Annotated in this window: 23 protein-coding genes; 9 read left to right on the top strand and 14 right to left on the bottom strand. The window is 69.8% G+C overall.

Annotation, left to right across the window (positions count from 1 at the left end; genetic code table 11):
- Nucleotides 1–103 precede the first annotated feature (103 nt).
- From ACIPEK_RS12555 to ACIPEK_RS12600, 10 genes are all read right to left on the bottom strand, one after another.
- Entirely contained in the window at nucleotides 104–1,213 is a 1,110-nt protein-coding gene (locus ACIPEK_RS12555) for a response regulator (RefSeq protein ID WP_401994264.1), read from the bottom strand.
- Between the two features lie 84 nt (nucleotides 1,214–1,297).
- Nucleotides 1,298–2,614 carry a sensor histidine kinase gene (locus tag ACIPEK_RS12560; RefSeq protein WP_401994267.1) on the bottom strand — a complete coding sequence of 439 codons (1,317 nt, stop codon included), beginning with the start codon at nucleotides 2,612–2,614 and terminating at the stop codon, nucleotides 1,298–1,300.
- A gap of 51 nt (nucleotides 2,615–2,665) precedes the next feature.
- Complete coding sequence (locus ACIPEK_RS12565) at nucleotides 2,666–3,553, bottom strand: DUF5936 domain-containing protein (RefSeq protein WP_401994689.1); 888 nt, start codon at nucleotides 3,551–3,553, stop codon at nucleotides 2,666–2,668.
- Nucleotides 3,554–3,567: 14 nt separating this feature from the next.
- Entirely contained in the window at nucleotides 3,568–4,506 is a 939-nt protein-coding gene (locus ACIPEK_RS12570) for a type II secretion system F family protein (protein WP_401994270.1), read from the bottom strand.
- 10 nt (nucleotides 4,507–4,516) lie between these two features.
- Nucleotides 4,517–5,854 (bottom strand): CpaF family protein, encoded by a 1,338-nt coding sequence (locus ACIPEK_RS12575; protein ID WP_401994273.1) that lies wholly within the window; start codon nucleotides 5,852–5,854, stop codon nucleotides 4,517–4,519.
- A 69-nt stretch (nucleotides 5,855–5,923) separates the two neighbouring features.
- The gene (locus ACIPEK_RS12580; RefSeq protein WP_401994276.1) at nucleotides 5,924–6,319 is read right to left on the bottom strand and encodes a TadE/TadG family type IV pilus assembly protein; all 396 of its coding nucleotides are present in this window, start codon (nucleotides 6,317–6,319) and stop codon (nucleotides 5,924–5,926) included.
- 3 nt (nucleotides 6,320–6,322) lie between these two features.
- Nucleotides 6,323–6,784 carry a TadE family protein gene (locus ACIPEK_RS12585; protein WP_401994279.1) on the bottom strand — a complete coding sequence of 154 codons (462 nt, stop codon included), beginning with the start codon at nucleotides 6,782–6,784 and terminating at the stop codon, nucleotides 6,323–6,325.
- Nucleotides 6,785–6,787: 3 nt separating this feature from the next.
- Nucleotides 6,788–8,092 (bottom strand): CpaE family protein, encoded by a 1,305-nt coding sequence (locus tag ACIPEK_RS12590; RefSeq protein ID WP_401994282.1) that lies wholly within the window; start codon nucleotides 8,090–8,092, stop codon nucleotides 6,788–6,790.
- A 7-nt stretch (nucleotides 8,093–8,099) separates the two neighbouring features.
- Complete coding sequence (cpaB, locus tag ACIPEK_RS12595) at nucleotides 8,100–8,807, bottom strand: Flp pilus assembly protein CpaB (protein ID WP_401994285.1); 708 nt, start codon at nucleotides 8,805–8,807, stop codon at nucleotides 8,100–8,102.
- 75 nt (nucleotides 8,808–8,882) lie between these two features.
- A complete protein-coding gene (locus tag ACIPEK_RS12600) occupies nucleotides 8,883–9,749 on the bottom strand; it encodes a hypothetical protein (protein ID WP_401994288.1) in 867 nt (288 codons plus the stop codon).
- Between the two features lie 764 nt (nucleotides 9,750–10,513).
- On the opposite strand from ACIPEK_RS12600, the gene ACIPEK_RS12605 reads away from it, so the two are divergent.
- The 5 genes from ACIPEK_RS12605 to ACIPEK_RS12625 all read left to right on the top strand — a co-directional run bounded on the left by ACIPEK_RS12605 (nucleotide 10,514) and on the right by ACIPEK_RS12625 (nucleotide 16,321).
- On the top strand, nucleotides 10,514–12,181 hold the full coding sequence (locus ACIPEK_RS12605) for a chitinase (protein WP_401994692.1): 1,668 nt from the start codon (nucleotides 10,514–10,516) through the stop codon (nucleotides 12,179–12,181).
- 552 nt (nucleotides 12,182–12,733) lie between these two features.
- Nucleotides 12,734–13,240 (top strand): SigE family RNA polymerase sigma factor, encoded by a 507-nt coding sequence (locus ACIPEK_RS12610; protein ID WP_383075434.1) that lies wholly within the window; start codon nucleotides 12,734–12,736, stop codon nucleotides 13,238–13,240.
- Nucleotides 13,241–13,251: 11 nt separating this feature from the next.
- A complete protein-coding gene (locus ACIPEK_RS12615; protein ID WP_401994291.1) occupies nucleotides 13,252–13,752 on the top strand; it encodes a hypothetical protein in 501 nt (166 codons plus the stop codon).
- A 68-nt stretch (nucleotides 13,753–13,820) separates the two neighbouring features.
- Nucleotides 13,821–15,044, top strand: a complete 1,224-nt coding sequence (locus tag ACIPEK_RS12620; protein ID WP_401994294.1) for a glycosyltransferase — start codon at nucleotides 13,821–13,823, stop codon at nucleotides 15,042–15,044.
- Entirely contained in the window at nucleotides 15,041–16,321 is a 1,281-nt protein-coding gene (locus ACIPEK_RS12625) for a glycosyltransferase family 39 protein (protein ID WP_401994297.1), read from the top strand. The genes ACIPEK_RS12620 and ACIPEK_RS12625 overlap by 4 nt, the downstream gene beginning before the upstream one ends.
- 262 nt (nucleotides 16,322–16,583) lie before the next feature.
- On the opposite strand, the gene ACIPEK_RS12630 is transcribed toward ACIPEK_RS12625, so the two are convergent.
- The 3 genes from ACIPEK_RS12630 to ACIPEK_RS12640 all read right to left on the bottom strand — a co-directional run bounded on the left by ACIPEK_RS12630 (nucleotide 16,584) and on the right by ACIPEK_RS12640 (nucleotide 18,885).
- A complete protein-coding gene (locus ACIPEK_RS12630; protein ID WP_093897317.1) occupies nucleotides 16,584–16,994 on the bottom strand; it encodes a RidA family protein in 411 nt (136 codons plus the stop codon).
- A gap of 6 nt (nucleotides 16,995–17,000) precedes the next feature.
- Nucleotides 17,001–17,759, bottom strand: coding sequence for an IclR family transcriptional regulator (locus tag ACIPEK_RS12635; RefSeq protein WP_327273255.1), 759 nt, complete (start codon nucleotides 17,757–17,759; stop codon nucleotides 17,001–17,003).
- 73 nt (nucleotides 17,760–17,832) lie between these two features.
- Nucleotides 17,833–18,885 carry a sugar kinase gene (locus ACIPEK_RS12640; RefSeq protein ID WP_401994302.1) on the bottom strand — a complete coding sequence of 351 codons (1,053 nt, stop codon included), beginning with the start codon at nucleotides 18,883–18,885 and terminating at the stop codon, nucleotides 17,833–17,835.
- Nucleotides 18,886–19,031: 146 nt separating this feature from the next.
- Here ACIPEK_RS12640 and ACIPEK_RS12645 point away from each other — a divergent pair, with 146 nt between their 5' ends.
- The 3 genes from ACIPEK_RS12645 (at nucleotide 19,032) to ACIPEK_RS12655 (ending at nucleotide 23,835) form a co-directional block, all read left to right on the top strand.
- Entirely contained in the window at nucleotides 19,032–20,387 is a 1,356-nt protein-coding gene (locus ACIPEK_RS12645) for an amino acid deaminase (RefSeq protein ID WP_401994305.1), read from the top strand.
- A 96-nt stretch (nucleotides 20,388–20,483) separates the two neighbouring features.
- On the top strand, nucleotides 20,484–22,106 hold the full coding sequence (locus ACIPEK_RS12650) for an amidohydrolase family protein (RefSeq protein ID WP_401994308.1): 1,623 nt from the start codon (nucleotides 20,484–20,486) through the stop codon (nucleotides 22,104–22,106).
- A gap of 196 nt (nucleotides 22,107–22,302) precedes the next feature.
- Nucleotides 22,303–23,835, top strand: coding sequence for a S8 family serine peptidase (locus ACIPEK_RS12655; RefSeq protein ID WP_401994311.1), 1,533 nt, complete (start codon nucleotides 22,303–22,305; stop codon nucleotides 23,833–23,835).
- Nucleotides 23,836–24,100: 265 nt separating this feature from the next.
- On the opposite strand, the gene ACIPEK_RS12660 is transcribed toward ACIPEK_RS12655, so the two are convergent.
- Nucleotides 24,101–24,952, bottom strand: a complete 852-nt coding sequence (locus tag ACIPEK_RS12660) for a siderophore-interacting protein (RefSeq protein ID WP_401994314.1) — start codon at nucleotides 24,950–24,952, stop codon at nucleotides 24,101–24,103.
- An 84-nt stretch (nucleotides 24,953–25,036) separates the two neighbouring features.
- On the opposite strand from ACIPEK_RS12660, the gene ACIPEK_RS12665 reads away from it, so the two are divergent.
- Nucleotides 25,037–25,858, top strand: a complete 822-nt coding sequence (locus ACIPEK_RS12665; RefSeq protein ID WP_401994317.1) for a TetR/AcrR family transcriptional regulator — start codon at nucleotides 25,037–25,039, stop codon at nucleotides 25,856–25,858.
- The last annotated feature ends 210 nt before the right edge of the window (nucleotides 25,859–26,068 follow it).

The following is a 26,068-nucleotide window of genomic DNA, read 5'->3' on the forward strand; positions in this document are numbered from 1 at the left end:
TCCCAGGGCCCATTCACGGGCCCAAAGGGTCGGTTGGGCCTGTCCCGCCGGTACGGGCTGAGCCCCACGCCCCGCACGTACCACCGCAGCGCCGCTCTCCCGCTCAGCCACGATGCCCACCGGCCCCGCGCACCCCTGGTCCCGCCGCGGGGGCCGTACCGAGCCAGCGGGCGATGGCCTCGCTGCGGCTAGTGCTGTGCAGCTTGGTGAAGATGCGGTTGATGTGGTTCTTGACCGTCTTCTCGCTGATGAAGCAGGTGGCGGCGATCTGCTGATTACTCATGCCGGACGCGATCAGCTCCATGACCTCCACCTCTCGTGAACTCAGCCCGTACTGCCGCCTGTTGAGAGCCACGCCCGGGCCCCCGGTCTTGGAAGACTGTGCCACAACTGGTTGCAGATGCGAAAGACCCTGTGATGGTTGGATCGGTCGCGCCGCAGGTGGAGCCGGTTCGGGCTTGGGGGCATGTGCAGGCGCACTGTATTGCTGGGCCGGACTCGGGTCGTGGCTGTCGTAGCCGGACCCCTGGTACGGAACGCCCGTGGTCAGGGCCGCGCCGAGGCCCTCCGGGAGCGGTCGCCCCTGTGGTCCGGGGCCCTGGCGCATGTGGGCGAGAAGGGCGTTGGCCGCAGTGGCCGTGAAGTGGGCCCGGCCGTCCTTCGTGTCGCGTACCGCCTGCACCAGCTGGTCGGCCGTGAACTCGCCATGGACCAGATAGCCGCCCGCACCCAGGCGCAGGGCCTCGTGGACGATCTCGCTCTCGCGGCTGTAGGTCAGCATCATGACCGGTGCGACCTGAACGAGGTGGGGCAGGGCGGAGATGCCGTCGACGCCGGGCATGCGGACGTCGAGCAGGACGACGTCCGGGCGGTGCAGTACGGCCATGTCGTAGGCCTGGCGGCCGTCTGCGGCCTCCGCGACGACTTCGATGTCAGCGCGGCCGGAGAGCAGTACTCCCAGGCCGGCCCGGACCACTGGGTTGTCGTCGGCGACGACGACCCGCAGGACACCGGGGACGGGCGCGGGCGGCCCGGCGGGGAAGGGAGGCATGGACTCGGATGCCGCGGACTGCTGGGGGACGGAGGCGGGGACAGGGAACGCCTTGGAGCTGGGCTCCGAGTTGAGCGGGGTGACGTGCGAGGACGTGTTCTGGGAGGCATGGTTCTGTGTTGCCCAGTTATGGCCCGACGCGCGGGAGACGTCGTCCGGCATCTGCGACCTCCTCTCAAGGTCTTATGGGGGGTGAGGGTGGAGTTGGAGCTGTTCACTTCGTTTGCTGTTCAGTTGAGTTGTTGTTCAGTTGAGTTGCTTTACATCTGGAGCGGTGGTGAGAGCGGCGATCGGGAGTTCCAGGCGTACTTCGGTTCCCTTGGTCGCCTGGCCTTTTCCGATGCGGATGCGGGCGCCGATGGATGCGGCGCGTTCGACCATGCCGACGAGGCCGAAGTGCCCGGCATGCCGGAGGTCGTCGAGCGTCGTGCCTGCGGGCAGGCCGCGCCCGTCGTCGTACACGCTGACGCGCAGGACATCGCCCGTCACGCCTGCCAGCACGACGAGGTAGGTGGGTTCGGCATGACGGTGGGCATTCTCCATCGCTTCGGAGGCAACGGTGAGCAACTGACGTGCGACGGCGTGGGGGACGTTCGGGACCGGGTTCTCGTTGAGCAGGCGGAAGGTGGCTGCGAGGCCGTGACGCCGCGTGAAGTCGTCCGCTCGGGCGCGGAGTTCGCGTACGACGTCCACGCCGCCGTCCAGTCCGGACTCGCGGCGCAGGTCCGAGAGGAGCTCCCGGGATTCGGCCGCGGCACGGCGGGCGGCGCGGGCGACCAGTTCGGCCTGGTGCTTGACGGTGAGCGGGTCCATGCGGTCGGACGAGCCGGCCAGGCCGTCGGCGGCCAGGGCCAGGCCGTGCAGGGTCTTGGCGACCGAGTCGTGCATTTCTCGGGCGAGGCGGGTGCGCTCACCCTCCACGGCCTCATTGACGGCGAGGCGCGCCCTGGTCTCGGTGAGGGCCTGGCTGGCCGTCCCGAAGCGGAGCAGCAGATTACGCAGGGTGACTCCGACCGCGCCCGCGATGATGCAGAAGCCAGGGAGGAGGACCGCCGTGGCGTCGGCGGGTTGCAGCTTCGGGTCGGTGTTGTACACGCCGAGGACGATGACGGTCTGAAGTGCGGCGAAGACCGCCGCGCCGCGCCAGCCGTAGACGAGGCCGGCCAGCAGGGGGGTGCACACGGTGACGTAGGCGAGGGTGGACTCGGGGGAGGCGGTGATCAGCAGCAGGGCACCGAAGAAGGCGTCTATGCCGAGCAGCCAGGGGTGGCGCAGGAGGACGGGGCCGAAGCTTTCCCAGTCGCGGAAAAGGACGTACGAGCCCATGAAGGTGACGAGGATGGCCGAGCCGATCAGCCAGGTGGCCGGTCCCTTCGCGGTGTGACCGATCGCGAACGGTGTGGCTATGGCGATCATCGCGAGCCGGAAGCCGAAAACCTGCCGGCACATCGCCTGGAGGGCGTTGAGCTGGATCGCGAACGCCGGGCGCGATCCGGGGTCGGTGATCGCCCGACGTACCTCCGCATTCAGTCCGGTCTGGATGCCGCCGAGTTGGAAAGACATGAGCCTGTCACCTCCCTCTGATCGTCCTGCCCGCCGTCCGCGTCGTTCACGTCATCCGCCCGTGAGGAAGCCGAGGTCGACGTTGGCTCCGTAGACGAAGCCGACCGTCAGCAGCACAAGGGTTCCGGGGAGGAGGAAGGTGGTGACCGCGAAGGTCGCCTTGGGGACGGCCCTGGCCGCCTTTCGGCGGGCGTTCTGGGCGTCGGTGCGGCGCATGTCGTTGGCGATCTGGATCAGCGTCTCGACGATCGGCGCACCGAGCTCCTCGCCCTGCTGAAGCGTGGTCACGAACATCGCGACCTGCTCCGAGTCATTGCGCTTGCGCAGCTGCTCGAAGGCCTCGCGGCGGCTGACGCCCATGTCCATCTGGCGCAGGGTGATGCGGAGTTCGTCGGCCCAGGGTCCCTCGTACTTCTCGGCGACGCGTCCCAGCGCCTGACGGAAGCCGAGGCCCGCCGATACGACGACGGCCAGGACGTCCAGGAAGTCGGGGAGGGTCCGGTCGATGTGGTCGCGGCGGACGCGGACCGCCGACCAGATGCCGACTTCGACCCAGAAGATGCCGAACGCGATCAGCAACAGGGCCAGGAAGATCTGGCCGCGCATGAGCATCGTGAAGGCGCCGAGCGCGCCGAGCCCGCCGTAGACGGCGCGGCGGGCGGCGTAGCGGTCGAGGGTGAGACCGCCCGGGTTTCCCGCCAGGTCGATCTGGCGGCGCTTCTTGTTGACGGCCTTGGGCCCCATCATCCGCAGGACCGCAGGGGCCCAGCGCATGCCGAGCCGGTCGATACCGGAACCGACCGCGCTGGTGCGGGTGGAGCCGACCTCCAGGGCGATCGCGAGATCGCTGGGGAGCTTTGCGTCGCGCCGGTACATGCGGATACCGGCGATGACTCCGTACACCGCGAGACCCATGACGCCGGCGAGCAGCAGGCCCATGTGCGCCCCGCCCATCAGACGTCGATCCGGGACATGCGGCGGATCACGATAAATCCGATCGCGTACAGAACGATGGAGACGATCACCGCGACCTGGCCGATGAAGGCGCCGGTCATGCGGTCCAGTGCGCCGGGCATCACCGCGTTCATCAAGAGCATGGCGCCCAAGCCGAAGATGGGGACGGCATAGGCGGTGACGGTGACCTGGGAGAGCTGGGTCTTGACCTCACGCCGGGTCTCCTTTCGTTCCTCAAGCGTCTCGGTGAGGTTGCGCAGGGAGCTGACGACCGTACCGCCGGCCCGGTTGGACAGAACGAGGGTCGTGACGAGGACGACGAGTTCGCGGGAGGGCAGTCGGTCGGTCAGCTCGCTCATCGCGTCTTCGAGGGATTCGCCGACCGCGAGGCGTCGGGAGACCCGGGCCAGTTCCTCACCGGCCGGGTCCTCCAGCTCGTCGGCCGCCATGCCGATGGACGTACGCAGCGCGAGTCCGGCCTGCGTGGCGTTGGCGAGGATGCGGGCGAGTTCGGGAAGCTGGTTGATGAAGCGTTCGGTGCGTTTGGTCCGCTGCCAGTTCAGGAAGGCGTTGGTGCCCCAGAGGCCGATGAGGGCGGCGACCGGGCCGAAGAAGCTGGCGAGCATGGACGAGGCAATCAACCAGAGGCCGGCCATGGCGGCGAGCGCGTAGACGAAGAACTCGCCCGGTGTGATGTCGAGGCCGGTGGTGGCCAGCTTCTGTTCGAGTTTCCGGCCCAGGCCGGTCTTGCGCAGCCTGCTGTCGAGTCCTCGGAAGCGGCGATGGCGCCCGGTCTCCGGGATGTGGCCGGTGTGCGAGAGACGGTCCACCAGGGCGTCCCGGTCGGCCTTGCCGCCGGAGTAGGCGTGCAGGCCCGCGACGCCCGTGACTCCGGCGAGCAGGGTCACGCCGATCGTGAGAAGAGGGAGATTCGTCATGGCACGGTACCTAGTTGGCCTCTCGGGTGGCGAGCTGTTCGGCGGATGCGGCGACCCCGAAGGCCTGCGGGACGGGCTGGCTGGCCATGTAGAGACGCTCGGCGATCTTGCGCGGGATCGGGAGGTACCTGAACTCGCCGTTGATCCGCCCCTCGGCGTCCATCGGCTGGGCGTCGAACCGGGCGACGGTCACGATGCGGTAGGGATCGCGGCCGTGCGAGTCGAGGACGGCGATCTCGGTGATCTTGCGGGAGCCGTCGGCGTGCCGGGTGAGCTGGACGATGACGTCGACGGCGCTGTTGATCTGGTCGTGCAGCGCCTCGAACGGGATCTTGATCTCGGACATCGAGGCCAGGGTCTGCAGACGCATGAGCGCGTCCTCGGCGTTGTTGGCGTGGACGGTGGCGAGCGAGCCGTCGTGACCGGTCGACATCGCCTGGAGCATGTCGAGCGATTCGCCGCCACGGACCTCACCGACGACGATGCGGTCGGGTCGCATACGCAGGGAGTTTCGGACCAGGTCACGAATGGTGATCTGGCCCTTCCCCTCGACGTTCGCCGGACGGGACTCCAACCGGATCACATGGCTCTGCTGGAGCTGGAGCTCGGCGGAGTCCTCGATGGTGACGATGCGCTCGCTGTCGGGGATGAGGCCGGAGAGCGCGTTGAGGAGCGTCGTCTTTCCGGTACCGGTGGCGCCGGAGACGATAACGTTGAGCTTGGCCTGGACGAGTCCGGAGAGCAGGATCAGCATCTGCTCGTCGAGTGAGCCGACGTTGATCATTTCCTGGAGCGTGAAGGCCCTCGGGAAACGTCGGATGGTGAGCGTCGCACCGGTCAGCGACAGCGGCGGGATGATCACGTTGACACGCTCACCACTGGGTAGACGCGCGTCAACCATGGGGTTCTGCTCGTCGACGCGGCGGTTGACGGTCGACACGATGCGCTCGATGGTCTGCATCAGCTGCTCGTGCGAGCTGAAGCGCATCGGGAGCTGTTCGACCTTGCCGCTGCGCTCGACGAAGATCTGGTCCGGTCCGTTCACCATGATTTCGGTGATGGACGCGTCTTCGAGGAGCGGTTCCAGAATGCCGAGACCGAGGGCCTCGTCGACGACCCGGCGGATCAGCTGGGTGCGTTCGACGGTCGAGAGGACCGGGCCTTCGCGGCTGATGATGTGGCTGAGTACGCGCTCCAGCCGGGCCCGCCGGTCTGCGGCGGCGAGCGAGGACATCTCCGCCAGGTCGATCTCTTCGAGCAGCTTGGCGCGGTAGGTGGCCACCATGTGGCTGTCCTCCCGCGCCCCGCCGTTCTTCTCGGGGGCGGTCATGCGTGCCCGCAGACTCATTCCGTAACTCCTCGTTCCCACTTGCTTGTTGAGCCGCTGGTGAGGCAGCAGTGTGGTGCGCCGCGGGGGTCAGGTGCGGGGCATCGTGGCACTGCGTTCGGCCGGACCCCAGATATGGACGCCCGGGATGATGTCGGGCACGTCGACACTGACGGTGCAGGTGACCTCGTCGAAGGAGGGGGAGGAGGGCAAGATATCGGCCCGGTCGGCGGTCCAGCCGCTCATCGCGTCCTTGGCTGCCTGCCCGTCGCAGTCGCCCGTCGACATGCTGGCCATACGGGCTCCCGCCCGGGCCCCGGTCCCCGCCTGGTTGGCGGCGTACGCGGCGAGGCCCGCCTGGATCGCGAGGAGGCCGACCAGGAGCAGCAGGGGGATGAAGCCCAGATACTCGATGGCGACCTGGCCGCGCTCACGGCGAGCTGTGGTAGCGGCCGTCCGGCCGGGTGTGCGCGTGCGCTTGCTCATCGCTCAGCCCTCCAGCGGGAACGCGGCGTTGCCGGTGACCGGGAACTTCCAGTTGAGAACACCGGGCACCAGGACGGGCACCTGCAGCTTGACCTCGGCCTTGTACATGCCGGACTTGGAACGGCACGTCGTCTGCTTCATCGACTTCCGCCAGGCCTTCGGCAGGTGCTCCTTGGCCGCTTGCCGACATTCCTGCACCCGCAGGCCCTCCGTGATGGCCCCCTGGTGCGCCGCCTTGTCCGCCGCGTTCCCCGCCAGGGAGAAGGTGTAGCCGATCAGCGCGCACTGCCAGAGCGCGATCATCAGCAGGATGATCAGCGGTGTGACGCCGAGGAACTCGATCGCGGTCTGGCCGCGGTCGCGCCCCCGGCCGAAGAGGCGGACGCGGATTCCACCCCGCGCCGGGGCGGCGTCACCGTAACGCCTTCCCCGTATCTCCGTGTCTGTCGTCTCGGTAAGTGCCATTGGTCAACTTGCCCCCTTGGTCGTCGCCCGGTTCCGGGCGTCGCCGTCGCGTCGGCCGACGCGTGGGCGCCCGATCGAGCCCCGGTCGTTCTTGAACATTCCGCCGCTCTTCGCGCCGCTCTTCTCCGCCTTCTCAGGAACCTTCACGATGCCCAGCTCGCCCGCAAGGGCCCAGAGGGCCTGTTTGACGGTGCTCTTGGAATCGAGCTCGTGCAGCCGGCCCGCGTCGACGACGCTCTGGAGTTCCTTGAAGTTCGCGGGAACGGCCGTGTTGGCCGTCCGGGTCCCGGTGATCTTCTCGATCAGCTGCGGCTGGATCTCGGTGTTGCGGATGAACCGGTTGACGACGGTGACCGTCTCCTCCGCCTTGCGGATCTGGAGCCGTTCCCACATCCGTACGAGGCGCTTGGCACCGCGCACCGCGATCACATCCGGTGTGGTGACCAGCAGCGCCGTGTCGGCCATCTCGATGGCCGCGGCGCTGGCTCCCTGCAGTTGGCTGCCGCAGTCGATGACCACGACCTCATAGCGTGAACGCAGGGCGCTGACGATCTGCCGGGCCGAGCGGTCGCTGACCTCCTCGGCACTCTCGCCCTCACCGGGCGCCAGGAGCAGCGCGAGGCCGGAGCCGTGGCTGAACACGGCGTCGGACAAGACGCGCGGCGAGATGTCGGTGATGGTCGACAGGTCGACGATGGAGCGCCGGAACTGCACATCGAGGTACGAGCCGATATCGCCGGCCTGGAGGTCCATGTCGACGAGGGCCACGGTACGTCCGGACGCCTGGGCCGCCAGAGCGAGTTGTACGGCGGTGACGGTGGCGCCGACCCCGCCCTTCGCTCCGCTGACCGTGATGACCGTACCGCCGGGGCCGGTGAAGACATCGGCTCCGGTGCTCAGGTGGCGGCGGACGCCGACGGACCACTGGGCGGCGGACTGGATCCGGCTCGCCAGTTCCTCGTAACTCAGGGGCAGGGTGATGACACCTCGCGCACCCGACTCCATCGCGGAGGCGAACAGGCCGGGGGTGACATCGGCGGTGATCAGCACGACCCCGATGGCGGGGAAGCGCAGGGAGACCTCCCGGATCAGTTCCAGCGCAGGCACCGGACCGATCCGCTCGTGGACCAGCACCACCTCGGGCAGCTCGTCGAGCGATTCGCCCGCGAGCCGGGCGAGGGTGTCGATGAGCTGGGTCGAGTCGGTGACCGGAGTGGCCGGTTCCGCGTCCGGGAGCTGGCTGAGCAGGGTGGTGACGGATCTGGCCGCGTCGACGTCACCGACGGCCGGGAGGATCCTTGTGGTCATTCGATCCTCACTTGTCCTTGTCGAGCGTGTAGGAGCGGTCGCCCGGACGGATGGTGCTGTCGCTTCCGGAGGCCAGAAGAGCGAGGCGTACGTGCTCCGCGAAGGACTCGGCGTAGGCGATGCGCTGGGTGTCGAGCGTGTTGAGCGCGAAGGTGATCGGGACGGCCTCGGTGCCCATGTTGGACTTGCCGTCCCGGTTCGGCTCCAGGGCGGTCAGCTTGCCGACGTCCAGCACCTTGGCGTTGGAGACGATGACCTTCGACTGGGAGGGGTCGCCGTCGCGCTCACCGGCGAAGGTGGCGTAGATGTTGACCGTGGCACCGGGGGTGATCTTGCCCGCGACGCCGGTCGCGGCGTCGATCATGATGGCGATCTCCTGCTCCCCGGGCTGCAGTTCGGGGCGCTTCTGCATCATGTCGGACTGGAGCAGCGAGCCCTTGCGCAGCTGGGTGACGGCGATCTTGCCGTTCACCTCGGAGAGGTCGGTCACCGCGTTGGTGGAGAGCCAGCGCTTCGGCATCGAGATCTTCTCGAACTGGCCGGACGACAGGGCGGTATAGGGCGCCACATCGGACCTCAGCTGGTAGGCCGAGACCTCGGGGCCGACCTTGGTGTTGACATCGCTGATCACCGAGAGCACGCCGGCGAAGGCGCCGAAGGCGCACAGAACCGACAAAAGCAGGAGTATCACGCCGCGGCGCTGGCGGGAGTTCATGGGCCGGACAACCTCGTTCGAATCGGATGCGTGGGGCAGCGGACAGAAGGGCGTCTACGGAGGAAAGCGGAAGCGCTAGGACTGCGGTGGTGCGGGCGCTCCATGGCTGAGGACACCGGCAGGGTGCATTCGGCTCTCGGCTGCGGGTAGCGGGGAGGAGCAGAACCCGCAGCGGTCACCGATGAGGTCCATTCCGCACCAGTGACAGCTCTCGCGACGCACGGAGGAGACCAGTTGGTACAGGACGGAGATGTCTGGAAGATAGGCAGCGAATTCAACCAGCTTTCCGGTTCCCCACCATGCCGGGGATTCGGAAGGAAGCGCGGCCTCGTGAATGGACTGGACCTGCCACGCGGGTGCCAGGGTCTGCTTCACCCACTCGGACTGTGACTGCCCTTTGGCGATCACCAGATCCGTGGCGAATTCCGGGCCGGTCGGTGGGTCCGCCTTCGGGCCGACCTTGACGAGCTGCGGGTCCGGCCCCGCGACCACGGCGAACTGGGAGCCCGGCACCCAGGACTTGGCATGCGTCCTGAGGTCGACCGGGACCCGGTCGAACTTGGTGACGGAGTTCAGCAGGGCGCCCGCGTGGATGTAGTGGGACAGCAGCCGGGCGGCGGAGGCGACCACTCCCGGGCTGAAGTCACAGATGGACAACTGGCGGAGTTGCCTTACGAGTACGGCGACGCCCAAGGGGGGGAGGTCCACCTTGAGCAGGGCGATGCGGTCGCTCTCCAGAACGGACCGTACGGAGTAGAGCCGGCGTTCATGGGCGGGCGCGATGCCGGTCGGGTAGACGGCGACGACGTAGCCGTGCTGTTCGAGCAGCACGTGCATGTCACCGATGGCCATCTCCAACGCCTGGGCGTCGGGAGCCTGCAGCAGGGCTGCTGTCGGTGTCTGCTGGTCGGTCGGAGGTAGTACCAAATCAGCACTGGTCACTGCTATTGCGGTCGGCACGCTGTTCCCCGTTTCGGCTCCGGCCAAACGACGGTCATGACGTCGGCCGCAATCGCTCCTGCTCCGCGGTTCTGCCTCAGCACTTTATCCACGTCCTACCTGGCAGAGAACACTTTTCGGAGGTCAGTACGACAACCTGTGCGAGCCGCCTGCACAACATCTCCATGCTAAATCGGATCAAATCGAAAACCGTTAACTCCTGTACCACTGCGGAGTGTTACGAATCCACCTTCCGATTACCTGCGGCCCGAAATTCATCTCCGCACGTCAGGCCGGATGCGAAACCTGTCACACAGGGCTCCGGCGGTGGCGGATCGTCACCGTCCGGGCATCTGGGCCGCGTCACCCGCACGGGGGGCGAGCATGCTCAACAAATCGTCAATTCTTTGGCGGCCCACAGCCGTTGCGGAACCTCTGAACGGCCGTTCGCGGGTGGCCGGCGGGGCAGCCTCGGAGCGCTCCGGCGAGCACGGACCGAACAGTCGGCAGCGCCAGAGGTCTTGACAACTCGATTGGTCTGGACCAGCTTATCGGCCAGCGGTGACCACCGTCGTTCAACTGCACTCCCCCTTCATCTCCACGCCACCCCCCGGACGGCCCGGGTACCGCCGGTCGACCCCGCCGGCTCATCCCAGGTACCCGGCCCGGCATCCCCAACTCCCCCACGGAGGCAGCAAGTGGAACCTTCCCCCGTCAGCGGCCACAGAATCCGCAGGCGTCACACCCGGCCGCTCCTCGGCGCAGCCATGGCCGTCCTCGCAGCCGGCGCGCTGACCGCCACCGGTCTCGTCAGTAACGCCGAGGCCGCCGATGTCAACGTCGCCAAGAACGCGGGCTTCGAGTCGGGGCTCGCCAACTGGACCTGTTCCGGCGGCAGCGGCACCACCGTCTCCTCCCCCGTGCACGGTGGCACCGCCGCCCTCAAGGCCACCCCGGCCGGCCAGGACAACGCGAAGTGCACCCAGACCGTGGCCGTGAAGCCCGACTCGACGTACACGCTCAGCTCCTGGGTGCAGGGCGGGTACGCGTACCTCGGCGCGAGCGGTACCGGAACCACCGACGTATCGACCTGGTCCCCCGGCTCCAGCAGCTGGACCCAGCTCACGACCAGCTTCAGAACCGGCCCGAGCACCACCTCGGTCACGGTGTACACGCACGGCTGGTACGGGCGGGCCGCCTACCTGGCGGACGACATCTCGGTCAGCGGCCCCGACGGCGGTGGCGGCACCGACCCCACTCCGGAGATCCCCGCGGCGCCCGCCGGTCTCACCGTCGGCGCGACCACGCCCTCCTCCATCGCCCTGTCCTGGAACGCGGTGTCCGGTGCGACCGGCTACACCGTCTACAAGGACGGCGCGAAGGCCACCACGGCCACCGGGACCTCCGCCACGATCACGGGTCTGACCGCCGACACGGCGTACCGGTTCGCGGTGAGCGCCACCAACGCGGCCGGTGAGTCCGTCAAGTCCGCCACGGTCGGCGGCCGTACGGCCAAGGACGGCGGCGGCAACCCCAACCCCGGCACCTCGGTGCCCAAGCACGCGGTGACCGGGTACTGGCAGAACTTCAACAACGGCGCGACCGTGCAGAAGCTCAGCGACGTGCCCGCGAACTACGACATCATCGCGGTCTCCTTCGCCGACGCCACGACCACACCGGGTGCCGTCACCTTCAACCTGGACACGGCGGGCCTGAACGGCTACACCGTCGACCAGTTCAAGGCCGACATCAAGGCGAAGCAGGCGGCCGGGAAGAACGTCATCATCTCGGTCGGCGGTGAGAAGGGGTCCGTCTCGGTCAACAGCGACGCCTCCGCGACCAACTTCGCCAACTCGCTCTACTCGCTCATCCAGGAGTACGGCTTCAACGGCGTCGACATCGACCTGGAGAACGGCCTCAACTCCACTTACATGACGAAGGCGTTGCGCTCGCTGTCGCAGAAGGCGGGCTCCGGCCTCGTCATCACGATGGCGCCGCAGACCATCGACATGCAGTCCACCTCGGGTGAGTACTTCAAGACGGCCCTCGGCATCAAGGACATCCTGACCGTCGTCAACATGCAGTACTACAACAGCGGTTCGATGCTCGGCTGCGACGGCAAGGTCTACTCGCAGGGCTCGGTGGACTTCCTCACCGCGCTCGCCTGCATCCAGCTGGAGGGCGGCCTCGACCCGTCCCAGGTCGGCCTCGGCGTCCCCGCCTCCACCAGCGGCGCGGGCAGCGGCTACGTCTCTCCGTCGATCGTGAACGCGGCCCTGGACTGCCTGGCCGTCGGCACCAACTGCGGCACGTTCAAGCCCGCGAAGACCTATCCGGGTCTCCGCGGCGCGATGACCTGGTCGACCAACTGGGACGCCAAGTCGGGCAACGCCTGGTCGAACGCGGTGGCCCCGCACGTACACGGCCTGCCGTAACCACCGTCCGGCATCAGTGACCAGCAGCGCCGCCGCTCCCCCGGCGGCGCTGCTGCATGCGTCCCGGGCCTGTCCCGGATCCGGGCGCGTCGTCCGGGACAGGACCGGCCCATGGCCTCGTGGGCGCCCGCGTGCCACCGTGGTGGGGGCGCGATGGTGCGACAGGGGGAGTGAAGGGCCGGCCCTGGCTGTGACGATCGAGACGGCTGTCCATCCGCGATCCGAACCTGGCGTGGCAGTGCCGCCCGAGCTCGCCTCGGGTTTCGTGCAGAGGACCTCGCGGACCTGCTCCGCGGCGCGGAAGATGTTCTCGCTGCGACCACCCCGTCTCCGCTCAGCACGCTGAAGTCCACGTCGAGGCGGGCGTCGTAGTCGTCCGAGGACGGGGCGGGGCGGGGCTGGACGGGACGGGACGGGACGGGACGGAGGAGCGTCTCGCGCTTGTCGTCGACATGCCACGTGATTCAGATCACAGGTCGCAGGTGCATCGTGGGCCGCATGCCAGTGCCTTCTAAAGGGTGTAGGCGACCGGCGAGAACAGGGACAGTGTGGATGGAGCAGAGTCGAGCCCGTGCGTTCGACGAGTTCGTGGCTGCCCGCTGGTCGGTGCTGCTCCACCTGGCCCGTCTGCTCGTCGGAGGCGATCGGCATCGGGCCGAGGACTTGTTGCAGGAGTCCTTGGTCAAGCTCTGGTTCGTCTGGCCCAAGGTCGCGGATGACGCACCGGAGCCATACGTCCGCAAGGTGATGACGCGTGCGGCGGCACGCTCGGGACAGCGGCGTTGGTGGGGTGAACGCCCCGTCGAACAGCTGCCCGAGGCGGCGGTGGTCGGCGATGTGTCCGCGGACGTGGTGGAGCGTTCCCGGCTGGAGGCAGCGCTGGCCCAGCTGTCGCCGAAGCAGAGGGTGGCGGTGGTGCTGCGCTACTACCAGGACCTGCCCGAGGGGCAGGTGGCGGAGGTGCTCGGGTGCCCGGTGGGCACGGCTCGGTCCCATGCCGCACGCGGAGTGGCGCGACTGAGGCAGCTCCTGGGCAATGTGAACGAGCCGGTGCGGTGAAGGAGAACCCCATGGATCACTTCGAGCGGCAGCTGGCACAGATGATGCGCGACACCGAGGCGCCCGCACCGTTCGAGCCGAAGCACCGGGAACGTCTCCGGGCAGGGGTGCGTGTCCGCAGCCGGAGACGGGCCGCGCAGAGGGCAGTCGGCTCCGTCCTGGCCGTCGTCGGCCTCAGCGTCGGGCTGCTCCTGCTGCCCGGCCATGCGACCCGGGTCGAGCCCAGCCACCCCGGCCCACAGCCCGCGACGAGCCCCTCGCCCTCCGCCTCGCCCGCGACACCCGGCGCGTCCCCGAGCGCGCCCTCCTCCTCGGGCAACTCCACCGCCCCCGCGTCCCCGGACGGGACCGCCGCAATCACGCCGCCGGCCACGACCGGGAGTACGGCCACCGAGACCCTGCCGGGGAGCACAGAGGGCGCATCGCCTCCCTCGACCTCGGCCCCGCCTTCGGGTACGGCGACCGCGCGGAACCAGCCGTCGACCACCTCGTCCTCGCTCGTCACTCCGTAACGCCGGAGCACACCGTCGCCCCGAGTGTCTTCGGCCTGCCCCGTACCAGATCACAGAAAAGACAAAACATGAGAAACCAAGGGTCACTTGCCCTGAAGGACCTGAGCCGACTGCCGCAACGCGCACCGGTGGCGACGCACCACCCGGAGCCCGTCCTGGACGTGGTCGTCCCCGTGTTCAATGAGGAGAGAGATCTGGAGCCGAGCGTGCGGCGGCTCCACGCGCACCTGTGCGAGACCTTCCCCTATCCGTTCCGTATCACCATCGCCGACAACGCCAGCACGGACAGCACCCCGCGGATCGCCGCTCGGCTGGCGGACGAACTGCCCGAAACAGAGTGGCTTCGGCTGGCCGAGAAGGGGCGCGGCCGGGCGCTGCGTACCGCCTGGTCGCTCTCGTCGGCCCCCGTACTCGCGTACATGGACGTGGACCTGTCCACGGAACTGACGGCGTTGCTGCCGCTCGTGGCCCCGCTGCTCTCCGGCCACTCCGATATCGCCATCGGCACCCGCCTGGCCCCCGGTTCCCGGGTGGTGCGCGGCCCCAAGCGAGAGATCACCTCTCGTTGCTACAACGCCCTCCTGCGCTCCGTCCTCGCCGTGGGCTTCTCCGACGCGCAGTGCGGATTCAAGGCGGTGCGGCGTGATGTGGCCGAGCGACTGCTGCCCCTCATACAGGACTCGGAGTGGTTCTTCGACACCGAACTCCTGGTGATCGCCGAGCGTGCCGGGCTGCGCATCCATGAGGTGCCGGTCGACTGGGTGGACGATCCCGACACCCGGGTCGACATCCTCGCCACGGCACTGGCCGACCTGCGCGGCATCGTCAGGATCGGCGGGGCACTGGCGCGGGGCGCGCTGCCGCCGGGCGGGTCGCTCCGCGACGGTGGCGCCGACGCACCGGGCAGGCTCGCCACCCAACTCGTGTGCTTCGCCGCCGTTGGAGCCGTCAGCACCCTCGCATACCTGCTCCTCTACGCGGCGCTGCGCCCGGTGGCCGGATCCCAGGCCGCCAACGCACTCGCGCTGCTGGTCTGCGCCGTCGCCAACACGGCCGTGAACAGGCGGCTCACCTTCGGCCTCCGTGGCCGCGGCGGTGTGCTGCGCCACCAGGGCAGGGGCCTGGTCGTCCTCCTGGTCGGCCTGGCGTTCACCGGCGGATCGCTCGCCGCCCTGCACCACACGGTGCCCTCGGCCGGGCAGGCCACCGAACTCGCCGTACTTCTCGCCGCCAACCTGGGCGCGACGCTGCTGCGGTTCCTGTTCTTCCGAGCGTGGGTGTTCCGCGCATGATCAGGACCACCGCCCGTACGACCGCGACCACCACCCCGAGCTGGAACGCGAGGCTTTCGCAGCAGCCCGCCACCACGGGCCCCGACCGCCGGCGCCGGTTGCGCCGCACAGCCGAGCGCTACGGCCCCGTACTGGCCGTCTACGGCACGCTCAAGTTCATCGGCTTCGCCGCCTTCATGTGGCTGCTGCACTCCGCCGGGGACTACCGCACGAAGAACCCGCGCTTCGGCGGCGGCGCCCGCCCGTGGGACGTCCTGGCCAGCTGGGACGGCTGGTGGTACCAGCAGATCGCCGTGCACGGGTACGACCCTCGGCTGGTCCCGATCCCCGGCGCCACCGGCCCGATCACCCTCGAAGGGAACTCGGCGGCGTTCTTCCCGCTCTACCCGGCGCTGATGCGGCTGGTCTCCGAGCTCACCGGCCTCGGCGTGTACGGCGCCGGCCTGCTGGTCTCCATCGTCGCTTCCTTGGCCGCCGCCCTGGGCATCTACGCCATCACCGAACGCCTCGGCGGCAGGCGGGCCGGGCTGGCCGCGGCCGGACTCTGGGCCGTCTGGCCCGGTTCCGGCGTGGAGTGGGCGGTCTACTCCGACTCCCTCTACGTGGCCCTGGCCGTCTGGGCCTGCCATGCCGTCCTGAGCCGCCGCTGGCTCACCGCCGGCCTCCTCACCTGCATGGCAGGGCTCAACCGGCCCACCGCCGTGGCGCTGATCGCCGCCGTCGTCGTCGCGGCCCTGCTTGCGCTCCACCGTCGCCGGGACGGCATCCTGCGTCCGGTGGCCGCGATGGCCGTCGCCCCGCTCGGCCTCCTCACCTATCTCGGCTGGGTGGGTCACCAAATGGGGGACTACGGCGGCTACTTCAGGCTTCAGTCCGATGCCTGGGCCCACGAGTGGGACTACGGCCGGCACACCCTCGACGTCCTCACGTCCGTCCCGGTGGGCCACTTCGACTATCTCTCCGCCTGGCCCTTCGCGGACCTGATCGGCGTCGGTGTCGTCCTGCTCGCGCTCGCACTGCTCTCGCTGCTGATCCGGCTGCGTCCCCCGGCCGTCCTGATGGTCTACACCGTCCTCACCCTCGTCCTCGTCCTGGGCAGCCAGCAGATATTCGGCAACGTCTCCCGCTATCTGCTCCCCCTCTTCCCGCTCTTTCTCCCGCTCGCCCTCGCCCTGCGCCGACTCAGCCCGACCCACCAGCTCATGCTCCTCGGCGTCGCGGCCCTGGCTTCCGGCTCGTACGCGGGCTACGGCCTTTTCGAACTCGGCGTCCCGTAACGACCTCACCCAGGAATGGATGCCCGATGACCACGACCCTGCCCACCGCCGTGTGGGGTGGTGTCTCGGCCGGGGGTGGGGTGGCGGCGAGCAGCACGGGTAACTCCGTTGCCGGAGAGGGATTTTGGGTAGGGGGAGCGCGGCACGGCGCTCCCGTGGTGCGGGGCGCCGTGCCGTGCGCGGTGGTGCGGTGCCGTGCGCGGTGGTGCCGTGCCGTGCGCGGTGGTGCGGTGGAGCGGGTGCGGCAAGTGGATCAGCTGGTTCAGCCGAGGACCGCGAGCGCGTCGATCTCGATCAGCAGGCCCTTGGGGAGGCCGACGTAGACCGTCGTGCGGGCGGCCGGGGCCGCCTTGAGGTTCTGCTCGCCGAAGTAGGCGTTGTAGATCTCGTTCATCTCGGCGAAGTGGTCCACGTCCGTGAGGTAGACGCGCATCATCATCACGTCGTCCCAGCTCGCGCCGCCCTCCTCCAGGATCGCCTTGACGTTGGCGAAGGTCTGGAGGGTCTGCTCGCGCAGCGTCGGACCGGCGGGGGTCGGGGCCTGGCCCTCAACGGCGGGGAGGAAGCCGACCTGGCCGGCGACCTGGAGGATGTTCCCCTTCTTCACGCCGTGCGAGAACTTCGCGGGCGGCGTGGTGTGGGTGCTCGGGGTGAGGGCGATCTTCTCGGTCATGGCTGTTCAGGCTTTCTTGGGTTGGTTGGTGCCGGAGTACTCCCGGCTGATGGTGTCGGCGGTGCGGCGCACCAGGGGGAGCAGGGTGAGGAGTTCCTCGGCCGTGACGACGACATTGGGTGCGGAGACCGACATCGCGGCGACGACCCGCCCGTCCGCACCCCGGATGGGGGCGCCGATGCAGTTGATGGACTCCTCGTGGCCGCCGAGGTCGGTGGCCCAGCCCTGTTCGCGGACGACGGCGAGCTCCTTGAGGAAGGCACCGGCGTTCGGGATCGAACGGGACGTGTACATGGGGTAGTCGAGCTTCTCGGCGATGGCGCGCCGCTCGGGCTCGGTGAGATCGGCGAGGAGCAGCTTCGCGACGGCGGCGACGGTGATCGCGACGGGCTTGCCGATCCGCGAGTACATCCGGACCGGGTAGCGGCTCTCGACCTTGTCGATGTAGAGGACCTCGTGCTCCTCGTACACCGCGAGATGCACGGTGTGGCCGCAGCTCTCGTTGAGTTCGACGAGGTGGGGGTGGGCGATCTCCCGTACGTCGAGGTTCTCGACGGCCTCCTGCGCGAGCGCGAAGAGGCGGGCGCCGAGGCGGTAGCGCTGGTCCTGCTGGCGGTAGACGAGTCCGTGCTCGTGGAGCGTACGGAGCAGGCGCAGCGCGGTGGACTTGTGGACGCCGAGCCGCTCGGCGACCTGCCCGAGGTCGGCGGGCCCCTGCGCGAGCAGCGGCAGGATGCTCAGCGCCCGGTCGACGGTCTGACTCATACGCGTGCCTCGCTGCCCTCGGCCCGGTCTTCGCCCGGGACGCCCCTCTTGTCTGTTCGCTCGCTGCGCCCGCTCACGTCGTACGTACCTCCTGGTCGTCCCCCGTCCACCCGGGGCCGAGACGAAGTCTCCCCCAGGCCTCGGCGTCCAGTGCGGCAAGGGCGTCGGCGTGAGCGCGGGCCGGAGGGTCGGTGAGGTCGCCGGGGACGGTGAGGACTGCGGCGGCCATGAGGTGGCCGTGCCGGACGCGGTCGCGTAGGGGGAGGTCGCGGAGGGTGGCGGAGAGGAACCCGGCGGCGAAGGCGTCACCGGCGCCGACGGGGGCGACGATGTCGACCCGGAGGGCGGGGACGGTGGTGACGTCGTCGGCCTCGCCCGTGTCCGAGAAGACCGTCGCCCCGTCGGACCCGCGCTTCACGACCAGCACCCCCGGCTCCGGCAATGCCGCGCGAATCGCCTCCGCGCCCTTCACGCCCCACGCCTCCTCCGCCTCGTCCTCGCCGACGAAGACCAGGTCGGAGCGGCGGGCCAGGTCCAGGAGCACCTCGGGGGCCGCGTCGGCGTCGCGCCACAGGCCCGGCCGGTGGTTGACGTCGAAGGAGATCAGCGGGCGTCCGGGCCGGGGGGCGGTCAGGTCGTGGAGCAGGGCCAGGCAGTCGGCGGAGAGCGCCGCCGTGATGCCGGACAGATGCAGGACGCGGCCCGCGAACAGCGCCTCGTACGGGACGTTGTCCGGGGACATCGCGGAGGCGGCGGACCCGGCCCGGTAGTACGCCACCTCGTGCACATCGGCGGCCCGGTCCGTCGCCGTACGGAAGTAGATCCCGGTGGGCCGCGCCGGATCGCGCTGCACGGCGGAGGTGTCGACCCCGTAGCCGGCGACCGCCTCGACGAGATGGTCCCCGAACCCGTCCGCACCGACCCTGCTGACCCAGGCCGCCCGGTGCCCGGCGGCGGCGAGCGCGCAGGCGACATTGGACTCGGCGCCGCCGATACCGCGGCCGAAGGAGGGTACGTCGGCGAGGCGTCCGGGCCGCGACGGCAGGAACGTCACCATGGACTCGCCGAGGCACACGACTTCGGCGGCCGGGGCGGCATCGGCGGTCCTGGCCGGGGTTCCGGACACTCGGGGCTCCTCGCGGGGTCGGCTGGTTCGTGAATCGGCGGATACGGCGGGTGCGTCGGGGCAGTGGTTCGGGGTGGTGCGGCGCCGGCTGCCGGCTCTCGGCATTGACCCGGCGTCGGCTCGGATGTTAGACAGCGTTAAGCGATATGCGCAATGGGTGTTGCACATGCTGCAACGACACTTCGATTGAGGAGGCCCCCTTGGCCGCCGACCGTCCCGTGGCCGAACTTGCGGCCGGACTTGCCGACGAGCTGGTCGACCACCGCTTCAAGGCGCTCCCGCCCGACGCGGAGGGCCTGACCGTCGGCGCCCTCGCCGCCGAGCGGCGCAATCTCTTCACGGGCGGTTTCACCACCCCGGTGCTCGCCCTGTCCGCCGAGTCGGTCGAGCACAATCTCGCCCTTCTGGAGACCTACGCACAGCGCCACGGGCTCGCCTTCGCCCCGCACGGCAAGACCTCCATGTCCCCGCAGCTCTTCGCCCGCCAGCTGGAGCACGGCGCCTGGGGCATCACCGCGGCCGTGCCGCACCAGGCGCGGGTCTACCGGGCGTACGGAATCCGGCGGATCTTCCTCGCCAACGAGCTCGTCGACGACGTGGCCCTGCGCTGGCTCGCCGGCGAGCTGGACTCCGACCCGGACTTCCGCTTCATCTGTTACGTCGACTCGGTGCGCGGCGTGGAGCTGATGGACCAGGCGCTGCGGGCGGCGGGCGCCTCCCGCCCGGTCGACGTCGTCGTGGAGCTGGGCGCGGGCGAGGGTGCGCGTACAGGTGTCCGTACCGAGGCCGAGTGCGTGGCGGTCGCCGACGCGGTGGCCGCGACCTCGACGCTGCGTCTGGTGGGCGTGGCCGGTTACGAGGGCGAGGTGCCGGACGCGTCCGGCGAGCGGGTACGGGAGTGGCTGCGCCGGCTCGTCGCGCTGGCCGTCGGCTTCGACCGCGCGGGCCGGTTCGCGGCGTCGGCGGCCGACGAGGGGATCGTGATCAGCGCGGGTGGCAGTGCGTGGTTCGACGCGGTGGCGGACGTGTTCGCACAGATCCCGGAACTCTCCGGTCCGGTGCTCAAACTGCTGCGCTCGGGGGCGTACGTCTCGCACGACGACGGTCGCTACCGCCACGTCACCCCGTTCAACCGCATCCCGGAGGAGGGGGCCCTGCAGCCCGCCTTCCGGCTCTGGGCCCAGGTTGTCTCCCGGCCCTCCCCCGAACAGGCGTTCCTCAACGCGGGCAAGCGGGATGCGGCGTACGACCTCGACCTCCCGCAGGCGCAGGTCGTACGGTCCGGCCGCGACGGCTCGGTCCGGCCCGCGAAGGGGGTCGCGGTCAGCGGCCTGTCGGACCAGCACACGTGGGTGCGTACGGAGCCGGGCGCGGAGCTGGAGGTGGGTGACTGGGTGGGGATGGGTCTGTCGCACCCGTGCACGAGCTTCGACAAGTGGCAGCTGATTCCGCTGGTGGAGGCGGACGGCACGGTCACGGATTACATCCGCACGTTCTTCTGACCTGCCCGTCCCTCCCCGTGTCCGGGGGCTGAGCCCCCGGACACCCGCTCCTCGATCGCCGGAGGGGCTTGATCCCGGCGAAAGGCGGCCCACCCCATGGACCTGGTCATCCGTAACGCACACGTCATCGACGGCACCGGCACCCCCGCCCACCGAGCAGACGTGGCCATCGGCGACGGCCGGATCACCGAGATCCACCCCGAACACGCCCCCGGCCCGCGCCCCACCGGCCGCCGCACCCTCGACGCCGACGGACTCGCCCTCTCCCCCGGCTTCATCGACATGCACGCGCACAGCGATCTCGCGCTGCTCCGCGACCCCGACCACAGCGCCAAGGCCGCACAGGGCGTCACACTCGAAGTCCTCGGCCAGGACGGCCTGTCGTACGCCCCGGTCGACGACCGCACGCTCGCCGAGGTACGCAAGACGATCACCGGCTGGAACGGCGACGGTTCGGACCTCGACTTCGACTGGCGCACGGTCGGCGAGTACCTGGACCGCCTGGACCGCAACTTCGACGGCCGGGGCATCGCGGTCAACGCCGCCTACCTCATCCCGCAGGGCACGGTCCGGATGTACGCGATGGGCTGGGAGGACCGCCCGGCCACCGACGCCGAGCTGACCCGGATGAAGGAGCTCGTCGCCCAGGGCATGGCGGACGGCGCCGTCGGCATGTCCTCCGGCCTCACGTACACACCCGGCATGTACGCGAACGACGCCGAACTCACCGAACTGTGCCGGGTGGTGGCCGGGTACGGCGGCTACTACTGCCCGCACCACCGCTCCTACGGGGCGGGCGCGCTCGGCGCGTACGAGGAGATGGTGCAGCTCACCAGGAACGCGGGCTGCGCCCTCCACCTCGCCCACGCCACCATGAACTTCGGCGTGAACAAGGGCAGGGCACCGGACCTCCTCGCCCTGCTCGACCACGCCCTCGACGCGGGCGCGGACATCTCCCTCGACACCTACCCGTACACGCCGGGCTGCACGACCCTCGTCGCTATGCTGCCGAGCTGGGCGAGCGAGGGCGGGCCCGAGTCGGTCCTCACCCGTCTCGCGGACGACAGGGCGGCGGAGCGGATCCGGCACCACATGGAGGTGCTGGGCTCGGACGGCTGCCACGGCGTACCGATCGAGTGGGACACGATCGAGATCTCGGGCGTCAGCGCCCCCGGCCTCGCCGGCCATGTCGGCCGTACGGTGGCCGAGTCCGCCCGCCTGCGCGGCGAGGCCCCCTGGGTGACCGCACGCCGGCTGCTCATCGAGGACCGGCTCGGCTCCACGATCCTCCAGCATGTGGGCCACGAGGAGAACGTCCGGCAGATCATGCGCCACCGTGTGCACACCGGCGGCAGCGACGGCATTCTCCAGGGCGACAAGCCGCACCCGCGCGCGTACGGCACGTTCCCGCAGTATCTCGGCCGGTACGTACGGGAGTTGGGCATCCTGTCACTGGAGGAGTGCGTCGCCCACCTCACCTCCCGCCCGGCGCGACGACTGCGCCTGACCGACCGGGGGTACGTACGCGAGGGCTACCGCGCGGACCTGGTCCTCTTCGACCCGGCGACGGTGGCGGCCGGCTCCACGTTCGAGGAACCGCGTACGTTGCCGGTCGGCATCCCGCACGTCCTGATCGACGGCCGCTTCGTCATCGAGGACGGCCACCGGACCCAGGAACTGGCGGGCCGAGCGGTACGGGGAGCGGGCCGCACCCGCTGATCCGGGCCGAAGAACCCCTACGACCACAACCGCGACGGGGTCGTGGACGCGACCTGCACGGGTGGCGAGCGCGTGAACGGGTTCCATGGCTCGGCATCGTCAACGCCCTGCGAACAGTCAAGTGACCCCGTCGATCAACTTGTTGAGTCTCCACACGCGTCATACCACCCGTACCGCGAACCAACTGGAGACCTCTATGACAGCGCCGCGCACGTACTCCCGTCGCCTCGTCGCCCTTCCGCTGGGGATGGTCACGGCGACCGCCCTCGCAATCCTGCCCAACGTCACGGCGTCGGCGGCCGAGGCGGCCCCGACGGCCACGGCGGCCACGACGGCCGACGCGACCTCCCTCAGCTACATCGTCAACGTCGCCACCGGACAAGGCCCGTCCACGACGGTGAAGAAGGCCATCGCCGACGCGGGCGGCACCATCCTGATCTCGTACGACCGGATCGGCGTGATCGTCGTCCACTCCTCGAACCGCGACTTCGCCCGGACCGTCCGCAGGGTTCCGGGCGTGCAGTCGGCCGGCGTCACCCGCAACGCGCCCCTTGCCGCGCAGTCGACGACCGAGGTCGGCGCGACGCGGGTGCTCAGCGCCAAGGAGGTCGCGAGCGCTCAGTCGGCCGAAGGCCAGGACCCCCTGGAGTCGTCGCAGTGGGACTTGCCCGCCATCAAGGCGGACAAGGCGCACGAGAAGACGCTAGGCAGCCGCGACGTCACGGTCGCCGTCATCGACACCGGCGTGGACGACACCCATCCCGACCTCGCCCCGAACTTCAACCGCGAGGCGTCCGTCAACTGCGCCTCGGGCAAGCCGAACACCGCAGACGGGGCCTGGCGGCCGAGCGCGTCGGAGGACGCCGCCCACGGTACGCATGTCGCGGGTGTGATCGCGGCAGCCAAGAACGGCATCGGCATGACCGGCGTCGCGCCCGGCGTGCGGGTCGCCGGCATCAAGGTGTCCACCCCGGCGGGCTACATCTACACCGAGGCCGTGGTCTGCGGCTTCGTCTGGGCGGCCGAACACCACGTGGACGTCACCAACAACAGCTATTACACCGACCCCTGGAACTTCAACTGCCTCGACGACCCGGACCAGAGGGCACTCGTCGACGCCACCACGCGGGCCTCGCGGTACGCGGAGCGCAAGGGCACGGTCAACGTCGCGGCCGCGGGCAACGAGCGCCGCGACCTGGACGCGGACTCCCTCACCGACCCCGCCTCCCCGAACGACGACACGCCGGACGACCGCGTGATCGACCCGCACAAGTGCTTGGTCCTACCGCCCCAGCTGCCCGGTGTGGTGACCGTGGCCGCGACCGGCGCGAAGGGCATCAAGTCGTCGTTCTCCAACTACGGTCTGAACGTCATGGACATCGCCGCGCCCGGAGGCGACTCCATCCTCTATCAGCCCCCGGCCGCGCCGGCCGGCGATGCTGGGATCCTCGGCACGATGCCCGGCGGCAAGTGGGCCTTCAAGTCGGGCACGTCGATGGCGTCCCCGCACGTCGCGGGGGTGGCCGCCCTCATCAAGTCGACGCATGCGCACGCCACCGCCGGCCAGGTGAAGGCCCTGCTGTACTCCGAGGCCGACGCCACGCCGTGCACGAATCCGTACGACATCGACTCCGACGGCAAGATCGACGCCGTGTGCAAGGGGCCGAAGAACCACAACGGGTTCTACGGGCGGGGGATCGTGAACGCGTTGAACGCTGTGACGAAGTGAGGGCGCGTCTCCGGACACACACGGGTTTACGCCACGGTAGTGCAGACCTCGGCGCCTGCTCGGCGCAACGTCATCCCAGGTCAGCAGCTCCTAGCACACGTCGCAGGCGCAGAAACGGAATCGGCGTGTCATTGATCTACAGGCCGTAAGCGGCTTCCACGCGCAAGGGGCCGGGCCGTCGACTCCGCCGGTCGATGGCGGCCCCTTCGTGAGGCCCGTCGCCGTCGGCGGGCCTCAGTGTTTCGAAGCGGGAGCCGCGGGAGCACTAGGACGGGTCCCGGTCCTCCGCCGCCCGCTCCTTCGCCCAGGCCAGGTCCTCCTCGGTCGGGGCGTCGTCCTGGGTGAGGCTCGCCCGCCAGTATCCGCTGAACTCCACGGCGGCCCTGGGCAGTCCGCGCTCCTCGACCAGGTGGCGGCGCAGGGCCCGCACCGCCCCGGCCTCGCCGGCCAGCCACGCCGCACCGGACCCGGCGGGCAGTCCGGCGCCCCTCACCGCGTCCGTCAACGTCTCGCCCCGGTCCCGGTGCACCCAGTGGACGGTCACCTCGCCGGGCGAGTCGAACACCTGCTCCTCCGCCTCGTCGGCCACCTCGGCGTACACCACCGCCCGTGCCCCGGCCGGGAGGGATTCCAGGAGCGTCCCGATCGCCGGGAGCGCCGTCTCGTCCCCGGCCAGCAGCAGCCAGTCGGCGTCGGGCAGCGGCCGGGCGTACATCGACGACGGGCCGACCATGCCGAGGACGTCCCCGGGGCGCGCGTCCCGGCCCCATCGGGCGGCGGGTCCTTCGTCGCCATGGAGCACGAAGTCGACGGCCATCAGGCCGAGCCGTCGGTCGTACGCGCGAACCGTGAAGCTCCGCATCAGCGGACGTTCGGGCTCGGGGATCGCGAGGTACGCCTCGTACCACCGCATGCCGTACGTGTCGTCGGCGTCCGGCTCCGGCAGCCGGGGCACCTGCTGCCCCTCCCCCGGGAAGCAGAGCTTCATCTGCTGGTCGGGCCGGTCCTCCATGAGCTCTGCCAGCGCGTCCCCGGCGAAGGTGATGCGTGCCGTCCGCGGGGTGATCCGCTCCACGCCCACGACCCGTACGTACGACACGGGCAATGCCTGCCCCATCGCGGCACCCACTCTCTGCGACTGATAGTTTATGCCGTAAGGAATTACCTCGGCGAAGTTACTTTATGGCGTAAGGAGTCGCAAGTGGTGGTCTTTGCCGGACAGGGCGACGCCCGCCGTTCGATGTCCCTGCTGTGGCGCGCCGAGCAGCCGGCGCAGCCGCGCCCCGGCCCCGGGCCGGGCCCGAGGCCGGGGCTGAGCGTGGATGCGATCGTGACCGCCGCGATCGCCGTCGCCGACGAGGACGGCATGGCCGCGCTCTCGATGCGCGCGGTGGGCGAGCGGCTGGGCCGTACGGCGATGGCGCTCTACACCTACGTCCCCAGCAAGAGCGAGCTGCTGGACCTGATGTATGACGCCGTCCACGCCGAGTTGCCCACCCAGTACGCCGGCATCGACAACTGGCGTACGGGACTGACCGATTGGGCGCGGGACACGCTCGCGTTCCTCCTCCGCCATCCCTGGGTGCTCCAGGTCTCCCAGGCCCGCCCGGTCCTCGGCCCGCACGAGTACGCCGGCCTGGACACGCTCGTACGCCTGCTGAACGGAACCGGGCTCGACGCCCCGCTCCTGCGGCGGCTGGTCGGCACGCTGACCCACTTCGTCCGCGGCTGCGCCGGGACGGTCGCCGAGGCGCGGCAGGCCGCGGCGGTGACGGGCGAGTCGGACGAGGAGTGGTGGTTCGCCCGCTCGGCGCTGCTGGGCGAGGTGGCGCCCGACTTCACGGACCGTTATCCGAGCCTGAGCGCGATGGAGAGCGAGGGCACCCCGCAGCAGCCGCCCACCATCCCCGGCGAGGAGGCGATGCCGTACCTGGAACGCGAGGCGCGGGAGACGTTCACCGTCGGACTCGATGTGCTGCTCGACGGGATCGAGGCGTCGATCCGGCGTACGGGCGCGCCGTGAGCCCACGAGCGCGCGTCGCCGCCGCGGTGCCCGGTCGGCATCGCGGCGGCGGCGTGGCTCACCAGGACCGACCGGCACATGGGGGGTGGGAGAAGGAGCGGGGCTGGGCGCGTGCAGCTGCAAGGCGCAGGAGGGAGGCAACGCGAAGGGGGTCCCCCCATGCCTTCAGGGCTATGGGGGAGTTGTTGACCGACGACAACGCCGCAGGTG

This window comes from Streptomyces sp. NPDC088246 (genome assembly GCF_044741025.1).
GTDB lineage: Bacteria > Actinomycetota > Actinomycetes > Streptomycetales > Streptomycetaceae > Streptomyces.